Annotated in this window: 16 protein-coding genes; 12 read left to right on the forward strand and 4 right to left on the reverse strand. The window is 45.0% G+C overall.

What is annotated here, in order from left to right:
- Both SKC35_RS05725 and SKC35_RS05730 read left to right on the forward strand, forming a co-directional pair.
- The gene (locus SKC35_RS05725; protein WP_377978461.1) at positions 1-588 is read left to right on the forward strand and encodes a ribonuclease HII; all 588 of its coding nucleotides are present in this window, start codon (positions 1-3) and stop codon (positions 586-588) included.
- A 20-nt stretch (positions 589-608) separates the two neighbouring features.
- Positions 609-4,463, forward strand: a complete 3,855-nt coding sequence (locus SKC35_RS05730) for a S8 family serine peptidase (protein WP_377978462.1) — start codon at positions 609-611, stop codon at positions 4,461-4,463.
- Here SKC35_RS05730 and SKC35_RS05735 read toward each other — a convergent pair.
- Both SKC35_RS05735 and fcl read right to left on the reverse strand, forming a co-directional pair.
- Positions 4,460-5,203, reverse strand: coding sequence for a class I SAM-dependent methyltransferase (locus SKC35_RS05735; RefSeq protein WP_377978463.1), 744 nt, complete (start codon positions 5,201-5,203; stop codon positions 4,460-4,462). The two genes, SKC35_RS05730 and SKC35_RS05735, sit on opposite strands and share 4 nt — an antisense overlap.
- A complete protein-coding gene (gene fcl / locus SKC35_RS05740) occupies positions 5,203-6,141 on the reverse strand; it encodes a GDP-L-fucose synthase (RefSeq protein ID WP_377978464.1) in 939 nt (312 codons plus the stop codon). The genes SKC35_RS05735 and fcl overlap by 1 nt, the downstream gene beginning before the upstream one ends.
- Before the next feature lie 105 nt (positions 6,142-6,246).
- On the opposite strand from fcl, the gene SKC35_RS05745 reads away from it, so the two are divergent.
- From SKC35_RS05745 to SKC35_RS05755, 3 genes are read left to right on the forward strand one after another with little or no spacing between them, the layout of a single operon-like run.
- Positions 6,247-7,383, forward strand: a complete 1,137-nt coding sequence (locus SKC35_RS05745) for a toxin-antitoxin system YwqK family antitoxin (protein WP_377978465.1) — start codon at positions 6,247-6,249, stop codon at positions 7,381-7,383.
- A 31-nt stretch (positions 7,384-7,414) separates the two neighbouring features.
- Positions 7,415-8,941 (forward strand): SulP family inorganic anion transporter, encoded by a 1,527-nt coding sequence (locus SKC35_RS05750; protein WP_377978466.1) that lies wholly within the window; start codon positions 7,415-7,417, stop codon positions 8,939-8,941.
- 1 nt (position 8,942) lies between these two features.
- Positions 8,943-9,572 (forward strand): carbonic anhydrase, encoded by a 630-nt coding sequence (locus SKC35_RS05755; RefSeq protein ID WP_377978467.1) that lies wholly within the window; start codon positions 8,943-8,945, stop codon positions 9,570-9,572.
- Positions 9,573-9,637: 65 nt separating this feature from the next.
- Here the strand turns inward: SKC35_RS05755 and aspS are convergent, their stop codons facing one another.
- On the reverse strand, positions 9,638-11,401 hold the full coding sequence (aspS, locus tag SKC35_RS05760) for an aspartate--tRNA ligase (protein ID WP_377978468.1): 1,764 nt from the start codon (positions 11,399-11,401) through the stop codon (positions 9,638-9,640).
- Between the two features lie 90 nt (positions 11,402-11,491).
- On the opposite strand from aspS, the gene crtD reads away from it, so the two are divergent.
- Positions 11,492-12,961, forward strand: coding sequence for a 1-hydroxycarotenoid 3,4-desaturase CrtD (crtD, locus tag SKC35_RS05765; protein WP_377978469.1), 1,470 nt, complete (start codon positions 11,492-11,494; stop codon positions 12,959-12,961).
- Positions 12,962-12,987: 26 nt separating this feature from the next.
- Positions 12,988-13,464 carry a DUF4293 domain-containing protein gene (locus SKC35_RS05770; protein WP_377978470.1) on the forward strand — a complete coding sequence of 159 codons (477 nt, stop codon included), beginning with the start codon at positions 12,988-12,990 and terminating at the stop codon, positions 13,462-13,464.
- Between the two features lie 3 nt (positions 13,465-13,467).
- Here SKC35_RS05770 and SKC35_RS05775 read toward each other — a convergent pair whose 3' ends face one another.
- Positions 13,468-14,436: a KpsF/GutQ family sugar-phosphate isomerase gene (locus SKC35_RS05775; RefSeq protein ID WP_377978471.1), complete on the reverse strand. Its 969-nt coding sequence runs from the start codon at positions 14,434-14,436 to the stop codon at positions 13,468-13,470.
- An 80-nt stretch (positions 14,437-14,516) separates the two neighbouring features.
- On the opposite strand from SKC35_RS05775, the gene SKC35_RS05780 reads away from it, so the two are divergent.
- The 5 genes from SKC35_RS05780 (at position 14,517) to SKC35_RS05800 (ending at position 20,556) form a co-directional block, all read left to right on the forward strand.
- Positions 14,517-16,832 (forward strand): RecQ family ATP-dependent DNA helicase, encoded by a 2,316-nt coding sequence (locus SKC35_RS05780; RefSeq protein ID WP_377978472.1) that lies wholly within the window; start codon positions 14,517-14,519, stop codon positions 16,830-16,832.
- A gap of 7 nt (positions 16,833-16,839) precedes the next feature.
- Positions 16,840-18,126, forward strand: a complete 1,287-nt coding sequence (gene purD / locus SKC35_RS05785) for a phosphoribosylamine--glycine ligase (RefSeq protein WP_377978473.1) — start codon at positions 16,840-16,842, stop codon at positions 18,124-18,126.
- Positions 18,127-18,223: 97 nt separating this feature from the next.
- On the forward strand, positions 18,224-19,600 hold the full coding sequence (locus tag SKC35_RS05790) for a PSP1 domain-containing protein (protein ID WP_377978474.1): 1,377 nt from the start codon (positions 18,224-18,226) through the stop codon (positions 19,598-19,600).
- Positions 19,572-20,072 (forward strand): gliding motility lipoprotein GldH, encoded by a 501-nt coding sequence (locus SKC35_RS05795; protein ID WP_377978475.1) that lies wholly within the window; start codon positions 19,572-19,574, stop codon positions 20,070-20,072. The genes SKC35_RS05790 and SKC35_RS05795 overlap by 29 nt, the downstream gene beginning before the upstream one ends.
- Before the next feature lies 1 nt (position 20,073).
- Positions 20,074-20,556: an Lrp/AsnC family transcriptional regulator gene (locus tag SKC35_RS05800; RefSeq protein WP_377978476.1), complete on the forward strand. Its 483-nt coding sequence runs from the start codon at positions 20,074-20,076 to the stop codon at positions 20,554-20,556.
- Positions 20,557-20,582: the final 26 nt, after the last annotated feature.

Below are 20,582 nucleotides of genomic sequence, written 5' to 3' on the forward strand. Positions count from 1 at the left end.
ATGGCTGCGCTCCTCCCCTTTTATGCGCCTATCGGGCTAGAAGCTGGCTTAGATGAAGCAGGGAGAGGTTGTTTAGCGGGGCCGGTTGTAGCGGCAGCAGTAATTTTACCCCGGGATTTTCACCATCCGTTCTTGACGGATTCGAAGCAGATGACGCTGCGCCAACGCAACGAACTAAAACGTTTAGTGCGGGAATATGCCATCGACTATGCCATCGCAGAAGTGGATGCGGCGAAAATTGATGAAATCAACATTTTAAAGGCGAGTATTTTGGCGATGCACCTGGCGGTGGATCAGTTAACACATCGGCCTGAACATTTAGTAGTCGATGGAAATCGCTTTTACAGCTACCCCTTAACCCCGCATACCTGTATTGTGAAGGGAGATTCGAAGTATTTTTCCATTGCAGCCGCCTCCATTCTTGCGAAGACGCATCGAGATGAACTAATGGAAAAGATGGCCCTAGAACACCCTGACTATGGTTGGGAACGAAATGCGGGCTATCCCACCTTGCAACACCGCAGAGCCATTCTGGAAAAAGGTCTAACAATTTACCACCGAAAAACGTTTAAGGTAGAGATCAAATAATTGCGTAAATTGAACGCTGTATGAAGGGTAAAATAGTACTTCTTTTCTTGTTAAGTTTTTCCGTCTGGGCACAAGATGCCTCTAGAAAAGAACGTGCCTTGCGCTTTGGAATGCAACAAGATTCTATTTACCGCGGGGATCAGGCTTTAGCTAAAAAGAAGGGGATTCCCTTGCAACAAAACATCGGAAAAGGGCGTACGCTGACTTTTCAAGGCTTCTCAGAAATAGGCGAAGCACTGTATTTACGACCTGAATCCAATGCACAAGCCGCTAAAATGACCAAAACTAACCTCCTATATCCAGGAGGATCATTGAACATCGGTATTACTGGAAAATCAGATTCCATCAAAGGGAAACTAGGCATGTGGGACGGCGGTGGCGTCTTGACGAGTCACCAGGAATTTGGAGGAAGAGCCGTGGCACAACAAACCATCACCGGTACTAATGAGCACTCCACTCACGTGGCTGGAATTTTGGTCGCAGGTGGCGTGAGTCCATCAGCGAAAGGAATGGCCTATGAGGCGGACCTGAAGGTTTGGGACTATTCGAATGACAATTCTGAAATTAGTACGGCCTCCACTTCTCTACTTATCAGTAACCACTCCTATGGTTACCAAGCGGGCTGGGTATATGATGAGACCAAAAAGAAATGGCAGTGGTGGGGAAACGATGCGGTGAGTACGACGGAAGATTATAAATTTGGTTTGTATGATGCCAATACCCAAACCTGGGATCGCATCGCCTATAACGCTCCTAATTACCTGATCGTTAAATCAGCGGGAAATAGTCGAAACGAAAATGGACCCGCTTCAGGAGAATATTATTTTCTAAAAACTTCTTCCGACTCCTCGAACAAAGCTCGTTCAAAAAATGATGGCTACGACATCATTTCTACCTCAGGAACGGCTAAAAATATCTTAACGGTAGGTGCTGCCGCATTGAGTTCCTTGATTCCAATGAAAGCGGCAGATGTGACACTTTCGAACTTTTCAAGCTGGGGTCCCACAGACGATGGAAGAATCAAACCGGACGTAATGGCTATAGGGACAAGTATGTTTTCCACGAGCAATTCAGGGGACAAAGGCTACACAACCCTGAGCGGAACGTCGATGTCATCTCCCCAAGCGGCTGGATCTTTGTTTCTAATTCAACAATTATACAATCGTTTAAATAATAATCGGTTCATGCTTGCTTCCACACTGAAAGCGGTGGCTATTCATACGGCGTTGGATATGGAGGCGGTGGGTCCTGACTATAAATCAGGCTTTGGACTTATTCAAATGGACAAAGCGGCAGCCCTTTTAAAAAATGAAGGGAATGCACACTTGTTAACAGAGGGGAAATTAAACCAAGGTGAAACCAAAACCTATACCATCACCAGCTCCGGAAATGGGCCAATAAAAGCGACCATTGCCTGGACAGACCCAGAGGCAAGCACCTCTTCTGCGCTAAACGACCGGACCCCACGTTTAGTCAATGACCTGGACATTCGATTAACGAGTGGATCATCGAGTTATTTGCCTTTCACTTTGGATCCAGCCACACCGGATGCCTTAGCCGTTCCTGGAGATAATATTCGCGACAACGTTGAACAAATTGTCATCAACAATACGATGCCTGGCCAAACATTCACGGTAACTGTGAGCCACAAAGGCGTTCTAAAGAATGTCTTACAGGATTTTGGATTAGCCGTTTCTGGGATAGGTGGCCCGGCTTATTGTGCTTTGGCACCCACTACCACCACGACAAACTTCCAAACATTTACCTTAGGAACGACGAAAGATTCCACAGGTTTAACCCCAGCCTTTAAAGCCGAACTAGGTTCGACGCTCCCTGTGAAATTTACTTTTGCGGGAAATTCCACAGCCCAAATCCGCCTGTACGGCGATTGGAACCAAGATGGGGACTTTACCGATTCGGGGGAGGAATTGTATAATTCCGTCTCGAATGCAACGACTATTTCGATCCCTAGCACACTAAAACAAGACAATTTTTACCGCATTCGATGGGTCGCTTCCTCTGGAGCTGCCACCTCCTGTGGAAGCATTTCCTCCGGCGAAACGAAGGATTATGCCTTACAGATTTTGCAGGCTTCAAAAGACTTTACGGCGGTATCTATTGCACAAACAACGGCTGGATTTTGCGCAACAACTGGTGCTTCGAGTTTTGTTGCTCGCATAAAAAACGCGGGGTCTCTTACGCAAACCAATATTCCGGTATTGCTAGAAATCAAATCGGGCGCTACGCTTGTAGGTACCGCAACGGGGACCATAAGTAGCTTAGCGTCTGGGAGAGAGATCGATGTAACCTTGGCAGGCGATGCAACACTGATGGCTGGAACGAGCTATACCTTCAGTTTAAAATCGCAATTAGCAGGAGACCAAAACACCTCAAACGATTTAGTGAGCATCAGCAAAACGATCGAAAGCCCGGCCGCTCCCGTGGTGACAGGAACCGTATGTAGCGGAGCCTCTGAGCTAAATTTATCGACAACAAATGGCAGCCCACTTTGGTACAATGGATCCACACTTTTAGGTGCTGGAGCCTCTTTTAAGACCACCTCAATAGGGACCTTTTATGCAGCATTCGACAATTTTAGTGGCACGATGGGACCTGCATCGAAGGCGGATTTTGGGGGAGGAAGTTATTACGGCAATTTTGGCCCTGAACCCATTTTCGTTGTGAGCCAACCCACTATTTTAGAATCAGCAACGGTGTATATCGGAACTTCTGGAACGGTAACTTTCGGAATTTTCGACAAAGACACGGGCGAATTAATTGCCTCCGTTTCGAAAGACCTAACAGCCACTCGAACAACTGCAAATTCCACTACTGTCAGCAGTCAATTAATTGACGATAAAAGTGATCCGGGCCAAAAAGTTATTCTAAACCTTCCTTTCCCGAAAGCCGGAAATTACCTTTTATCCCACGTCTGCTCAAACGGCGCGTCGATTTTCCGCAGCAATCGAACCGCTGCCGATACCGTAAATGCACCTACTAATATTGGTTATCCCTACGCCATACCGGGCGTTTTAAAATTAACAGGGGCGCTTTACAGTGGCGCTGAAATCCAATCCGGGTATTATTATTTATACGGAATGAAGTTCAAATCTTACGCCTGCCCTAGCCCGAAAGTACAAGTAACCGTAACTACAGGGGAAAGTCCAGTCGTAGCCGTTAGTCCAACAGGAGCTTCCACCATCTGTGCTGGGGACAAAATCACGTTAACGGGAACGCCTGCCTCCGGAACACCTACTTACCAATGGTTTAAAAATGGAACAGCCATCGCAGGTGCAACAACGAATAAATTAGAGGTTAATACTTCAGGAGCCTATACCCTAAATTCCAGCTTTAATGGCATTTGCCCCGTTGTATCACCTGCCGCTTCGGTGACGACGACTAACCCCTTAGAACCTTTAATTACCTTTAATCAAGGTACGCTAACTACCTCCACTGGAAATGACATCCAATGGTACTTTAATGACGTGGCGATTTCTGGCGCAACTAACACCACCTACAAACCAACAGCGAATGGGGTTTATAAAGTAAAACTAAAAGACATCAACGGCTGCTTAGCCTCTGCGAGTTATGGCATTACGATTTTAGCGGCAACTCCAGACAATCCATTTGCTACTTTCTATGCCTTCCCTAACCCCGCAACAGAAGTGCTGCATATCGGAATTCCTAGTGCTTTTCAAGCGGCTAACATCCGCGTGCGCATTAGTGATATGCAAGGAAAGGAGATTAGAGATTATAGAGTAGAGAGCAGAGATAACAGATTAAGTTTAGATATCTCTGCTTTGACGACAGGTAATTATGTGATCAGTTTCCCAGAATTAGAAAACCAAGTGAGCATCAAATTCCAGAAAAATTAATTCGATTTTTTAGCCCAAGTGAAGATCATTCTAGGCGAGGTCAGCTCATTAAACTCAGCTAAGTGGTAGTCGCCTTTTAAGTCGACTAATTGTAAACCTGCCTGAGCCGCATAAGTAACGAAATCATTTTTAGCCACTAGCTCTACCTTTTCCACAAAGGAATAGGATTTGCCTTCATCGCTAAAATCGATGGATTTGTACAAATATCCGGCCTCTGACCAGCGCTTGATGTGGAAGGTAATTCCCGCGCGTTCCACTGATTCTGTGGACACTAAATTCGCTAGTACATAGGTGGGATTGAAGAAATCCAGAACCAATAAGCCGTTTTCTTTCAATCCGCCGGCGAAGGTATTGAAAGCTTTTTGATTGTCTTGCTGATCGTCAAAATACCCGAAACTCGTGAAAAAATTAAAGATTGCATCGTATTCGTTTTGCAAGGGCAAGGGCTCCCGCAAATCATGTACGAAGAATAGAAGATTTTTATTTTCAAAGGCCTGAGCAGCCTCAATGTTCGAAGGAGATAAATCAAAGGCATCGACCGAGAAGCCTAATTGCTCTAAGGTGATGGCGTGGCGTCCTTTTCCGCAAGCCGCGTCGAGAACGCGAGCACCGGGTTCCAGGTGTAAATTACGCTGAAGTGAGCCTATAAAATCCTGGGCTTCTGTCTCATCCCGTTGGGCATACAGGATATGGTAATAGGGGGAATCAAACCAGGTACTAAACCACTCTTTCTCCTCCATTATTTTCTGATACTGACATTCGTTAAGAAGTCCTGGTAAGCCAGTGCGATTCCTTCTTTCAATTCAATTTTATGTTTCCAACCTAATGAATGCAATTTAGACACATCCATCAATTTGCGCGGCGTGCCATCTGGACGCGAAGTATCCCATTGAATACTGCCAGTGAAGCCCACTATTTCTTTCACGGTCTCTGCTAACTCTTTAATCGTCACATCGATTCCCGTACCAATATTTACCAGTTCTGAGTCGCTGTAGGTTTCCATTAAATAGACACAAGCCTCCGCTAAATCGTCCGCATGCAAGAATTCGCGCATCGGCGAACCAGTTCCCCAAAGAGTCATCGACGCATCTCCTCGTTCTTTGGCCTCCTGAAACTTGCGAATCATGGCAGGTAAGACGTGAGAATTTTCTAAATCGTAATTATCGTTCGGGCCATACAGATTTGTAGGCATCACGGAAATAAAATCACAGCCATATTGTGCGCGGTAAGCCTCGCACATTTTGATGCCGGCGATTTTCGCGATGGCATAAGGTTCATTTGTTTCTTCTAGATACCCACTTAACAAATACGACTCTTTAAGAGGCTGAGGGGCTAATTTAGGGTAAATACAAGAGGAGCCTAAAAACTGCAATTTCTTTACCTTATTGACAAAGGAAGAGTGAATGATATTGTTTTGGATGGCCAAATTCTCATACAAGAAATCCGCACGGTACGTATTATTCGCCACGATACCACCTACTTTAGCCGCTGCCAAAAAGACGTATTCGGGTTCCTCTGCCGCGAAAAAGGCGGCAACTTTTACTTGGTCACGTAAATCTAATTCCGCCGAGGTTTTCAGCACTAAATTCGTGTATCCTTCTTTCTGTAATTTCCGAACGATAGCAGAACCCACCATGCCGCGGTGCCCGGCTACATATATTTTTGCTTGTTTTTCCAATGAATGAATCAAATAAGGCCTCAAAAAATCCTTGCAAAAATACACAAAGTCCGTCAGGTAATAAGTTTAATTCGTAGTTTTGGGAAATATTTTTAGGTCTACCCTATGCTTTTACGCGTTGCCCTTTTCTGTTTGTTGCTTTGTTTGAACCTACGTGTTCAAGCGCAGAATCGGGCTATTAACACGAACAAGCCACTCATAGACACCTCGGTTCACGAAAAGGGTTTATTAAACGGCCGCCTTTCCACCGGCTTAGAAAACAAAGCCGCTGAAGCGAAGAAATTCAAAGAAGATAGCAAGGCCTTTATTGAGAGTTTAGGAGTTAAGGATTTAGGCAAAAAAATCGTCAAAACGGCGAAGAAAAAACTCCAAGCTCGCGACGAATATGCTGGCATTAAAACAGAACGCAAACTGGGCAATTATGGCAGTGGCGTTCGAATGACCGTGGAAGAGGTAAATGTGGTAAAATACGTAGAAGATGAGGCATTAAGCCCTTATGCTTCGGAAATTTTCATCTTCGACCCCTCTCAATCCCGTGTCGTTTCTATCCCTACGAAAGAGGCGAAAAACGCACAAATCTGCCACGGCCCCTTCAAAAAATACGTCAACCAAAAACTCATCGAAGAGGGTTTTTACTTCATGGGTGTAAAAGACGGACGTTGGGAAACCTATGGTCCCGAAAATGAATTAGAGAATAAAGTCTACTACGAAAAAGGATATACCGCTGGATCACATATCGCGTATTACGATGCGGCTAAAAAGAAAATCAAAGAAGTCATTCCGCGATTATATGGTAAAGTCCGCGGCACCTATTATTTCTTCTATCCGAATGGTAGTTTAAAGGAGGATGGACGAATGGACGACAGTGTAAAAGTAGGTCGTTGGAGAGAATACCACGAGTTTGGGAGTGGTGGCCGCTTGAAGAAAGAGTGGAGATTTGGTAAGGACAAATTCGACTCGACGGAGCCTTTACTGATTCAAGAAAGAGACCAACAATCTAAGGTTATTTTCCAGGGCAATGAACCCGTATCACAACGAAAGCCTTTGCAGATTCCGCCAATGGACTCAGATGATGAAGATTATGAAGATGATGATGCTTCTGAAGATGCAGAAATCATTTGGACTCCATCTGTTTACATGTTCTCTTACGGGTATACGTTAGAGTCCCAAAATGAATTACGTGTTGTCCTAACATCGGGATTCAGAAACTCACCTGTAACCCCTCCTGATTTCGTTGTTTAATTGATTTTTTACAAACCATTTAAACAACCTTATGAAACAATCAGCATATATTCAATCCTTTTTAAAAGGGGATTGGAAATCAGGAATAGCGGTCTTTTTAGTCGCCTTACCCCTTTGTTTAGGAATTGCACTAGCCTCAGGTGCTCCATTATTAGCCGGCCTTGTCGCTGGAATTGTGGGCGGAACGCTCGTTTCGCTGTTATCCGGATCAGAGCTTTCTGTCAGCGGACCTGCGGCAGGCTTAACTATTATTGTCGCCACGGCTATTACTGACCTAGGATCTTTTCCTGGATTTTTAGTAGCCGTTATTATTGCCGGTCTCATTCAAGTCGCTTTAGGGCTCTTAAAAATGGGGAAAATTGGTGGCTTTTTCCCCTCGTCTGTCATAAGAGGCATGCTAGTGGCGATTGGAATCGTCATCATTTTAAAGCAAATACCACATGCTATTGGAGATGATTTGGACTTTATTGGTGAGTTTGAATTTGACCAAAAAGATGGAGAGAACACCTTTACTGAAATTTTAGCTTCATTCGCGACAATAAAAGCAGGAGCTGTTTTGATTTCCATTGTTGGCTTACTAATCCTCTTTTCTTGGACCGCTTTAGGTAACACTTTTCGTTGGTTAAATGCCTTGCCAGCCTCCCTATTTGTTGTTTTAGTCGGAATAGGGATCAATGAATTACTAGGCACATATGCCCCGAACTGGTATTTAGGAGATTCCAAAGACCATATGGTGAACCTGCCTTTGTTTGCTTCAAGTAGCGAAGTTTGGGGCGGCTTGGTTTCCCCTGACTGGCGTTTTATACCGAATCCCAAAGTTTATTCCGTCGCCATCACTTTGGCCATCGTAGCCTCTTTAGAATCCTTGTTGTCATTAGAGGCGACTGATTCTTTGGACCCCTTAAAACGAATCTCATCACCTGATAGAGAACTATTAGCACAAGGAATCGGAAATATAAGTAGTGGATTACTAGGTGGAATCCCTATCACTTCCGTGATCGTGCGATCATCCACAAACATTTATGCCGGAGGTAAGACGCGTATGTCTGGTTTTTTCCATGGTGTATTATTGCTCGTTGCTGTCCTAGCTTTGCCAGTATATTTGAATAAAATCCCGTTGGCTTGCCTAGCGAGTATTTTGCTTTACACGGGATATAAATTAGCGCATCCCAAGGAATTCAAAAAGGTCATTTCAGAAGGTTGGAAGCAATGGGTTCCCTTTCTGGTGACAGTAGCTGTGGTGGTAGGAGTTGATTTGCTGTGGGGAATTTTCATAGGAACATTAGTGGGATTGATCTTCGTGGTCATCACGAATTATTCGTCGGTTTTCACCGTTTTCCAAAATGGAAATGAAATCCTAATCAAATTTCAGAAAGATGTCACCTTTTTACACAAAATGTCCTTAAAAGAAGCCCTAAGAAAGATGCCGACTGGCTCAGAAGTGTACATCGATACAACCAAAGTACATTTTATGGACCACGATATTAATTTATTGATTCAGGAATTTATAAGTACAGCACCAGAACGCGGCATCGAAGTCGACCTTAAAAAGAAATAAGATGAAAGAATACAAAAAATTACTGCTGAGTAATAAAGCTTGGGCTAGCGAAAGGCTAGAATTAGACCCCACTTATTTCGATAATTTATCGAAAGACCAAAATCCCTTATTTTTATGGATTGGATGCGCAGACAGTCGCGTTCCAGCAGAGGAAATTACACATGCGGATCCGGGCGATATTTTCGTACACCGAAACGTGGCGAATATGGTGGTGCATACGGACATTAACTTGCTATCCGTTTTACAATATGCGGTGGAAGTTTTAGAAGTGAAACACATTATCGTTTGCGGACACTATAATTGTGGTGGAGTTAGAGCTGCGATGACCAATCAAGATTTTGGCTTAATCAATAAGTGGCTGCGAAATATCAAGGAGGTATACGAGAAGCACTATACGGACTTACATGAAATTGCGGATGAGACGGCGCGATTTAATCGCCTAGTTGAATTGAATGTGGCAGAGCAGATTCAGAATTTGGCCAAAACAACCATCGTCCAGAAGGCCTGGTCAAATCGACAATTCCCGCACTTACACGGCTGGGTTTTTGATATTCACCATGGCGAAATCAAGGAAGTATTGAATATCAATGCGGGCGAATGGACAAGTCCCGTTTTCCATTACGATTTTTAAATTTACAAGTTTGCATAAAAAAAGGGGGCCGCTGCGCGGCCCCCTTTTTTCTCCTATCTAATCGACTAAACCGTCGTCTTAATCTTCAATTCATCTAACTGCGCTTGCGCTAGTGGAGATGGTGAATCGATCATCACGTCGCGCCCAGCGTTGTTCTTAGGGAAAGCGATATAATCACGAATCGAATCTGTTCCACCGAATAAAGAGCAAAGACGGTCAAAACCAAAGGCCAAACCACCATGCGGCGGCGCCCCATATTCAAAGGCATCTAATAAGAATCCGAATTGTGCTTGTGCTTCCTCTGGAGTGAATCCAAGGACTTCGAACATTTTTGATTGCAGGTCTTTTTGGAAGATACGAATCGAGCCTCCGCCCACTTCTACGCCATTCACAACTAAATCGTAAGCGTTTGCGCGAACCTTGCCGAATTCGCCAGCTAACATCAATGGAATATCCTCTGGCTTAGGGCTCGTAAACGGATGGTGCATCGCAAACCAGCGATCTTCTTCTTCACCGTACTCTAATAGTGGGAAATCCACTACCCAATGAACGGTATAGTTATTCGGATCACGTAAACCCATACGCGCTCCCATCTCTAAACGAAGTTCGTTCAATTGCTTGCGCACTTTATCTCCATCGCCAGAAAGCACCAAGATCAAGTCGCCTGGCTCTGCGTTAAACGCCGCGGCCCAAGTCGATAGATCTGCTTCTGAGTAGAATTTATCTACGGATGATTTCACCACGCCGTCCGCTTGAACGCGAGCGTAAATCAATCCTTTCGCACCGATTTGTGGGCGGCGAACGAAATCAGTTAATTCATCGATTTGCTTGCGGGTATATTCCGCTGCGCCTTTCACGCAAATACCTACTACCGTGTTCGCTGCATCGAAAACTTGGAAATCTTTGCCTGACGTCAAATCCACGCCCTCACCTTTCAATTCCACGAATTTCATATCGAAACGAATGTCTGGCTTATCAGAACCGTAGTATTTCATCGCGTCCGCGTAGGTCATGCGAGGCACTTGACCGATGTCCAGGCCTTTCACGTTTTGGAACAAATGACGAATCAATCCCTCAAACATATGCAGGATATCTTCTTGCTCCACGAACGACATTTCGCAGTCGATTTGGGTAAATTCTGGCTGGCGATCCGCGCGCAAATCTTCATCTCGGAAACACTTCACAATTTGGTAGTAACGGTCAAAACCGGATACCATCAATAATTGCTTAAAGGTTTGTGGAGATTGCGGTAAGGCATAAAATTCGCCTGGATTCATCCGAGAAGGAACGACGAAATCGCGCGCACCCTCTGGGGTTGATTTAATTAAAACGGGTGTTTCCACCTCGATAAAATCTTGCTTATCTAAGTAATTACGCACTTCGCGGCCCACGTGGTGGCGCAATTGCAAACTCTCGCGAATGGGGTTACGGCGCAAGTCTAAATAACGGTATTTCATGCGAATGTCATCGCCGCCATCTGTCTCGTCTTCGATCAAGAACGGAGGCAATTTCGCCGGATTCAATACGCGCAATTCTTTTACTTTGATTTCGATGTCGCCGGTGGGCATTTTGTCGTTTTTGGACAAACGCTCTACCACGATTCCTTTCGCTTCTACGACGAATTCACGGCCTAATCCTCTAGCTAGTGCCAAAGCCTCCGCAGACGATTTCCCCTCTTCTAACATCAATTGAGTGACCCCGTAACGATCCCGAAGATCCACCCAAATCATCCCCCCTTTATCTCGTGAACGCTGAACCCAGCCACAAAGAGTTACCTCGGTGCCCGCGTGTTCGATGCGCAATTCGCCATTTGTATGTGTACGTAGCATAGAAAATTTTAAAATTCGGGCAAAATTACGGAAAAGCGCAGGGAGAGAAAAACATTTAGGGCTTTATTCTTTTTTACTTAATTTTGAATTATGTCAAAAATTGGGATTGTTGGATCCGGAATGGGTAGTTTGGGCTTTGCCATTCGCAGCGCGGTGGCGGGCCACCAAGTCAGCGTTTTCGAAGCGAATTCCTATCCTGGAGGCAAATTAGCCCAAATCGAGACAAACGGATTTCGTTTTGACGCCGGCCCCTCCCTATTTACGATGCCGCATTTAGTGGACGAACTGTTCACGCTGGCAGGCAAAAATCCCCGTGACTATTTCAGCTACGAACGATTGCCGGAGATTTGCCGCTACTTTTGGGAAGATGGCACACGCTTGCAAACGAATGCTGCACCGGCAGAAACAGCCGCAGCAATTGCTTCGGAACTGGGCGAATCGGAGGAGAACGTAGCACGTTTCTTGCGCGAGATTGGAGAAAACTACCACATCATCAGTGAGCTTTTCTTAGACAATTCTTTGCATTCTTTATCGACTTGGACAGGGCGGAAAGCCCTGAAAGGCTACCTGAATATTCCGCGCCTAGGTCTTTTCAACACGATGCACCGCTCCCACGCGAAGCGTTTTACTAACCCGAAAACGGTCCAGCTTTTTGACCGCTACGCCACTTACAACGGCTCGGATCCTTACCAAACGCCAGCGACTTTATCGATCATTCCCCATTTAGAATACAACATAGGTGCCTTTTTCCCCAAAGGTGGTATCATCAGCATCCCTCGAGCACTCCACCGCCTCGCCGAAGAACTAGGTGTGGACTTTCACTTCAACGAGAAAGTGTCCCGCATCACCACCGAAAATCATACTGCGACCGGATTAGAGACCGAAAAAGGAAATTATACCTTTGACTACATCGCCTGCAACGCAGACATCCGCCCGAGTTACACAAAACTTCTAGAACAAGAACCACAACCTAAAAAGCTATTAAACCAGCCTAAATCGAGCTCCGGCATCATCTTCTATTGGGGAATGGACCGTAGTTTTGACGAATTAGGCGTGCACAACATCTTCTTTTCAGACGATTATCAGGGTGAATTCAAGGCCATCTTCGAGGACCAAACCATCAACGACGACCCGACCATTTACCTACATATTTCTTCGAAAGTAGAGAAATCAGATGCTCCAGCAGGTAGCGAAAACTGGTTTATCTTAATGAACGTCCCGGCAAACGAGGGACAGGATTGGGATGCGCTGGTGACAAAAATGAGAAAAAATGTGATCGAGAAATTGTCGCGTAACTTAGGCGTAGATATCGAGAAACACATCGTGGCAGAGGATTATTTAGACCCGAGACGCATCGAGGCGAGAACGTCTTCGGCTGGTGGTGCGCTTTATGGTAATGCATCGAACAATCGCTTCGCAGCGTTTTTACGTCATCCTAATTACCGCAAGGCGATCAAAAATTTGTATTGGGTAGGCGGCAGCGTCCATCCGGGCGGAGGAATTCCGCTTTGTTTATCTTCGGCAAAAATTGCGGCGAAGCTTTTTGCAGAAAATGCGTAATTTCGCCTATTCAATTCTATACTATTATGATTCAAAGACCACAAACCCTTTTCTTAGCCTTAGCGATTATTGGCAATGCCATCGCAACATCGGGCATTTCTATTTGGCAAAAAATAGGCACTTCAGGCCAAAAAGCAGAACTTTTCTCGAACCAATGGCAATTATTCCAAAACGGAAAAGAAGTAGCCGCGCATAGCAATATCGCGATTGCCCTTTTAGTGACTTTATCGACGGTTATTACGCTTGTAACGATCTTCTCTTTCAAAAGCCGCATGCGTCAAATGATGTTAGGCTTAATCAACTCGCTGGTTTTAGCGGGGGCGATGGGCTATGCTTTTTGGGTGATTTTTAAGGAGGCGATGCCTACGTTTGAACCGGAAATTCAGGGAAAATATGGCTACGGATTCTACGCCTTAGTGGTTTCCCTGCTGGCTAATATGATTGCGAACCGCCTCATCCGCAAGGACGAGATGCTGGTGCAATCGTCGAACCGTATGCGCTAAGTTTTAGACGATACCCTCTTTCAACAGGTCGTGGAGATGTACAAATCCCACGGCCTTTTTATTTGCCGTCACCACCAGTTGAGTGATATTTTTGCTTTGCATGATCGCCAAAGCCTCCGTCGCAAATGCCTCCGCCTCAATTGTCTTCGGTGTGGTATTCATCATGTCTGCTAACACTATCGCAGACCAATCTTTCGAGTTTTCCAAAGTACGGCGAACGTCTCCATCCGTAATGATTCCGGCTAATTCTCCTTGCGCATCCAATACTGCCGTTGCACCTAAACGCTTAGAGGAAATTTCGTGGATCGCTTCCTGGATGGAGGCCGTGTGGGAGATGACAGGGAAATCGTGGGTCGGGTAAATGTCGCCCACTTTTAAATAAAGGCGTTTACCGAGGGCGCCGCCTGGATGGTATTTGGCAAAATCCTGTGCCGTAAATCCTTTGCATTCTAACAAACAAACCGCTAACGCATCGCCTAAAGCCAAAGCCACCGTCGTCGATGTCGTAGGTGCCAGATTCAACAAATCCGCCTCCTGCTCCGCCAAAGCATGTAATATATAATCCGATTGCTGGCCTAAATACGAATGCTTATTCGATACCATCGCAATCAATTTCACCTGCAAACGCTTGATCAAAGGCACTAACACCTTAATTTCCGGCGTATCGCCTGACTTCGAAATACAAATCACTGCATCGCCGTCCTGAATCATCCCTAAATCCCCGTGAATCGCGTCCGCCGCGTGCATAAATAAAGCAGGCGTTCCGGTCGAGTTCATCGTTGCCACAATTTTCTGGGCAATAATGGCCGATTTACCGATTCCCGTGAAGACAATGCGCCCTGGGATGCTCAACAAATGTTCTACACAAGCCTCAAAATCCGAATTAATTCCGGCGCTCACTTGCAGAATGGCCTCTGCTTCCTGTGTCAAAACTTTTTTTGCTGTGGATTGGATATTTTTGCTTAATTTCAATGTTAGAAGAATTTGTAGGGCAAAGATAAGTAGAAGCCCGCAGAATCTAATCATCGCCGAAACAACCCATTAATCAAATTATGCCCCATCCAATTACGATCGATAGCTTAAAGGAACAGCTAAAAAAAACCTTTGGATTTAGCCAATTTCGGGGTGAACAAGAAGCCATTATTCTAAATACCGTTCAAGGAAAGAATAGTTTCGTTCTGATGCCTACTGGGGCAGGCAAATCGCTTTGCTATCAATTACCGGCGATTGTAATGGAGGGAACAGCGATTGTTATTTCGCCTTTGATCGCATTGATGAAGAATCAGGTAGATCAAATGTTGGCTTTTGGCATCAATGCTCAATTCTTAAATTCCTCTTTAACCCGTGCTGAAATCAACCGGGTAAAGGCCGAAGTGATCTCTGGAGCCGTGAAATTATTGTACATCGCCCCGGAATCACTAAATAAACAAGAGAACCTGAACTTCTTAAAACAGGCTAAAATCTCCTTTGTCGCGATCGACGAGGCTCACTGTATCTCCGAATGGGGTCACGATTTTAGACCGGAATACCGCAAGATTCGTACCATCATCGAGACGATCGATGAGAAAATGCCCATCATCGCTCTAACAGCGACGGCAACTCCTAAAGTACAAATCGACATCCAAAAGACCTTAAATCTGGAAGATGCGACCGTTTTCAAATCCTCTTTCAACCGCAAAAATCTCTATTACGAGATCCGATCGAAGAAAGATATCGATAAGCAATTGATCCGTTTTATTAAATCGCATAACGGCAAGGCGGGCATTATTTATTGCCTTTCTAGAAAGCGCGTCGAGGAAATTGCAGAATTACTGCACGTGAATAGCGTAAAGGCGCTTCCCTACCACGCCGGTTTAGAGCCACAGGTACGCATGGCGAACCAAGAAGCTTTCTTGAATGAGGAAGTGGATGTGATGGTGGCGACGATTGCTTTTGGAATGGGAATCGATAAACCGGATGTGCGTTTTGTGATTCACTATGATGCCCCTAAGTCACTGGAGGGTTATTATCAGGAAACGGGTCGCGCAGGTCGCGATGGTTTGGATGGAACGTGTATTTTGTTCTATACCTACGATGACATCCTGAAATTAGATAAGTTTAACAAAGATAAGGCCGTGACAGAAAAGGAGAATGCGAAAATTCTCTTATCTGAAATGGTTTACTATACGAATTTAGGGGTTTGCCGTCGCAAGCAATTGCTTCACTATTTTGGAGAGCACATGGCCGAAAACTGTGGTTTCTGCGACAATTGCATGCACCCTACGCCTACGTTTAAGGCGGAAGAGGAGGTTAGCCTTGTGTTGAAAGCAGTGCAGCAAACTGGCGAACAATTCGATGCAGAACATATCGCTGATTTCTTAGAGGGCAAATCAAATTCTTTTATTGCGAGCCACGAACAGGAGAAATTATCTCTGTTTGGTGCAGGAAAAACGGTTTCGTGGATTGCCCCTGAGGTAGACGAAGAGGATGATGAGGACGAAGATGAAGACGGAGACGAGGATACGCCTAAAAAACCGAAGATGCGCAAAACGGCCTCTAAGCCGGTGCCTATCGAAGATGAAAAGTCGCCTTGGATCTCCTTTATCAAGCAAATGGCCATTTTTGGCCTGCTAGAAAAAGACATTGAGAATTACGGAGTTCTGCGTTTAAGCGAGGCTGGACAGGCTTTCTTGAAGGAATCCTTCCCGATTACGTTCTACAAAGACCACGATTACGAAAAAGAAGCGGAGCCCGCTGAAAATGAGGATGAGGGAGCTGCTTTAGGGGCCAAAGCCTATGACGACGCCCTCTTCGACATACTTAAAACCCTCCGCAAGAAGATCGCGAAGGAGAAAAATTTGCCTCCGTATGTGATTTTCCAAGATCCATCTTTGGAAGAAATGGCGACCACTTATCCGACTACACAGGATGAAATGGCCCAAATCAACGGCGTAGGAATGGGTAAAGTCGTGAAATTTGGCAAGCCATTCCTCGATGTGATCAATCGCTACGTGGAAGAAAACGAGATTGAGACGGCGAAAGAAGTAGTCGTCAAATCGACGGTCAATAAGTCCAAAATCAAGATTTATATCATCCAACAGGTCGATCGCAAAATCGATTTAGACCTGATCGCTGAGCAAAAAGAAGTGAGCATGGCGGAATTGATCGAAGAGATCGAGACCATCTGCTTCTCAGGTACGAAGCTGAACCTGGATTATTACATCAATCAGGTGATGGAACTAGACAAACAAGAGGAAATATACGAATACTTCATGTCTGCGGATACAGATGACATCGCAGAGGCCTTGGATACGTGTGATATCGAAGATGTGACGGAGGAAGAACTTCGTTTAATGCGCATTAAATTTTTAAGTGAATTAGCCAATTAATAAGTATATGAACGTTTTAATATTAGGTGCTGGAGGCCGTGAACACGCATTTTCTTGGAAGATTAGCCAAAGCCCTATCCTAGGTAATTTATACATTGCTCCGGGTAATCCGGGAACCGCACAATGCGGCACCAATTTAGCGATCGGCGTGACCGATTTTGAGGGAATTGCTGCGGCGATTCGGACGCATGACATAGGTTTAGTAGTTGTGGGCCCAGAAGAGCCGTTAGTAAAAGGGGTGCGCGATTTCATCGAATCACAGGCTGACCTGAAGCACGTAGGAATCGTAGGACCAGGTGCAGAAGGCGCCCAAATTGAAGGAAGCAAAGACTTCTCAAAGAACTTTATGCACAAATACGGCATCCCAACAGCCGCATCGCAAACTTTCACGAAGGACACCATCGCGGACGGATTAGCCTATTTGCAAACACAATCTTTACCCATCGTTTTAAAAGCGGACGGTTTAGCGGCTGGAAAAGGAGTGATTATTGCCCTGACTTTAGAGGAAGCGGAAACGGCCTTGAACGAAATGTTATTAGATGCGAAGTTTGGTGATGCCAGTTCTAAAGTGGTGATCGAGCAATTCTTACGCGGAATCGAATTATCCGTTTTCGTGTTAACTGATGGAGAAAACTACGTGGTTTTACCGGAGGCGAAAGACTACAAGCGCATCGGCGAAAACGACGAAGGTTTAAATACCGGTGGTATGGGAGCCGTTTCACCCGTTCCATTTGCGAATGCGAAATTCATGGAAGTGGTGAAGCAAAAGGTGATCGAACCTACGGTTAAAGGCTTGAAAGCAGAAAATATAGACTATAAAGGTTTCATATTCATTGGTTTAATGAACCACGAAGGCGAGCCATACGTCATCGAATACAACGCACGAATGGGGGATCCGGAAACGGAGGTGGTTTTACCAAGAATCGAATCAGATTTCCTATCTTTGCTAATTGCAGCCTCCAATGGCACGCTGAGCGAACAAACGATTTCCATTTTGGACCAATACGCCGTAACAACGATGTTAGTGGCGGGCGGATATCCAGAGGAATACCGCAAAGGCGATGTGTTAACAGGGGTTGAAAAAGTGGAAGACGCCATCGTTTTCCACGCAGGTACGACGTCAAAAGACGGCGATATTATTACTAGTGGCGGCCGTGTTATGGCTTTAACTGGAACTTCGAATACCTTGGAAAGAGCGATCCAAAAATCACAAAAGGCCGCTCAAACCATCCAATTCGAAGGAAAAAACTTTAGAAGAGACATCGGATTAGATGTATTAAGATATGGCATGTAAATCGTGTTCCAGTGGGTCATGTGGCTCTACCAGCGCAAGCGGAGAGGTAAAAGGCTGTCAAAGTAATGGCGGTTGTGGCTCAGGTGGTTGCAATAAAATGAACGTTTTTGACTGGTTGTCAGACTTAGACGTCCCTTCTTTTCAGCGCTTTCACATCGTGGAAGTGAAGTTCAAAGGGGGTAGAAAAGAGTATTTCCGAAACGTAGATCAACTTGAATTACATACCGGTGACGCCGTTATGGTCGATTCTAGCAGCGGAACCCAGTTAGGAACCGTTTCCTTGCAAGGAGAACTCGTTCGCCTTCAATTGCTGAAGAAGAATATCAAAGACGACGATAAGGTCAAAAACATTTTCCGTTTAGCGACAGAAAAAGACATCGAAAAGCACGAGCAATCGATGGCGCGTGATTTACCTACCATGTACCGTGGTCGTCAAATCATCAGCGACCTAAAGCTAAACATGAAACTTTCGGATGTGGAATTCCAATCCGATGGGGCCAAAGCGATCTTCTATTATTCATCTGAAGACCGCGTCGATTTCCGCGAATTAATCAAATTACTAGCGACAGAATTCAAGATTCGGGTCGAAATGAAGCAAATATCTCTTCGTCAAGAAGCAGGTAGATTAGGCGGAATCGGAGTTTGTGGACGTGAATTATGCTGCTCTACCTGGCTATCTGATTTCAAAAACGTAACAACCTCTGCGGCTCGTTACCAAAATCTATCGTTGAATCCAGTCAAATTAAGTGGCCAATGTGGTCGTTTAAAATGCTGTTTAAACTACGAGTTAGAGACTTATATGGATGCCCTAAAGAGCATTCCTACCATTGAGGGTCGTTTAAAAACAAAGCGTGGAGAGGCTATCTTGCAGAAGACGGATATTTTCAAGCGAATGATGTGGTTTGGGATTGTGGGCGAAGAGGCCATCTGGATTCCAGTGAGCTGTGATCGCGTGGCTGAAATTGTTGATTTAAATAAGAAAGGGATTATTCCGGAGTCATTTGAGGATCTGAATCCAGATGCTCCAGCAGTGGAAAAACCTACCGTATCTGAGCTAAATTCTGATTTAGAGCGGATGGATAAGAAATACGGCGGTGTAAAATCCGGCAATCGCAACAACCGAAACAATCGAGGAAATCGTGATGGAGGAAATCGTGGACCACGTCCTGAAGGGCAAGATCGCGGACCACGTCCTGAGAGAGGCCCTCGTCCGGAGGGACAGAATCGTGGACCAAGACCTGAAGGAGAAAATCGCCCACCTAGACCTCCGAGACCAGAAGGAGAAAACCGCGGACCTAGACCTCCTAGGCCGGAAGGTGAAAATCGCGGACCTCGTCCAGAAGGACAAACTCGTCCGGAAGGAGCAGCGCCCATAGCAGATGGTGGAACGGCAACGCCTAAACCATTCAAAAAGAAAAAGAAGTTTAAACCAAGACCTCCAAGAGATGGTGCAGCGCCTACCCCTGAAGCTTAGCCTTGGATTGATTTTCCTGTTTGAGCTGTTGTTTTTTGCCTGCAGTGATTCAAATGTAGTGCTGGATGAGACCACTAATTTCGAAAAATCAGGTTGGTTTCAAAAGCAACCCATACGGTTTAACGTAGAAATTTCTGACTCCACGAGTAGTTATGCGACCTATGTGGTGGTACGTCAAAACAACGCCTACCCCTTTTATAACCTGTATTTTAGCCCGAGTATTTTAGATGCCAAAGGAACAACCATACAAAAAGGTTTAGCTGAAGCAATTTTATATGACCCTACAACGGGGAAGCCGAAAGGCGCCGGTTTTGGCGATATATATGAGAAAAAATTTCTTATTTATTCCGCTTTGAAATTTCCTAAACCAGGAAAATACCAAATTCAAGTGGCACAATCAATGCGGGTAGATACCTTAGCGGGAATGGTTTCATTTGGACTACGATTGGAGAAAAACGAGAGGACAAAATAGCATGGCAAAAATAGATGACATCGATAAAAAGATCCTCGCATTTCTGCACGAAGATGCCTTTCTTTCCAATAAAGAAATGGCCTCACGCTTAGGAATGAGTGCGACGCCTATCCACGAGCGAATCAAGCGCATGGAAAAAGAGGGCGTGATCACAGGGTACCGAGCGATGATCAACCCAGCCAAACTAGGTAAAACCTTAACCGTTTTCTGTGACATCTCCCTGAAAGAACACGCGGCAGACTATTTGAAGCAATTCGAACAAGATGTAATGCAATTAGTCGAAGTGCAAGAATGCTATTGCGTTTCAGGACATAGTGATTTTCTATTGAAAATCGTGGTCGCTGACATGGATGAATACCGCGAATTTATTTTGCACAAACTAGCTAGTATTAAAAACATAGGCAACGCTCAGAGTCATTTCGTGATGAACGAAGTAGAGAATGAGCAGTTTATGCCTTGGATTTCGAATTCTTTAACCAATTAAGCCTATAAGTTAGGGTAATGCTTTCC

Source organism: Aquirufa originis (genome assembly GCF_042714495.1).
Taxonomy (GTDB): domain Bacteria; phylum Bacteroidota; class Bacteroidia; order Cytophagales; family Spirosomataceae; genus Aquirufa; species Aquirufa originis.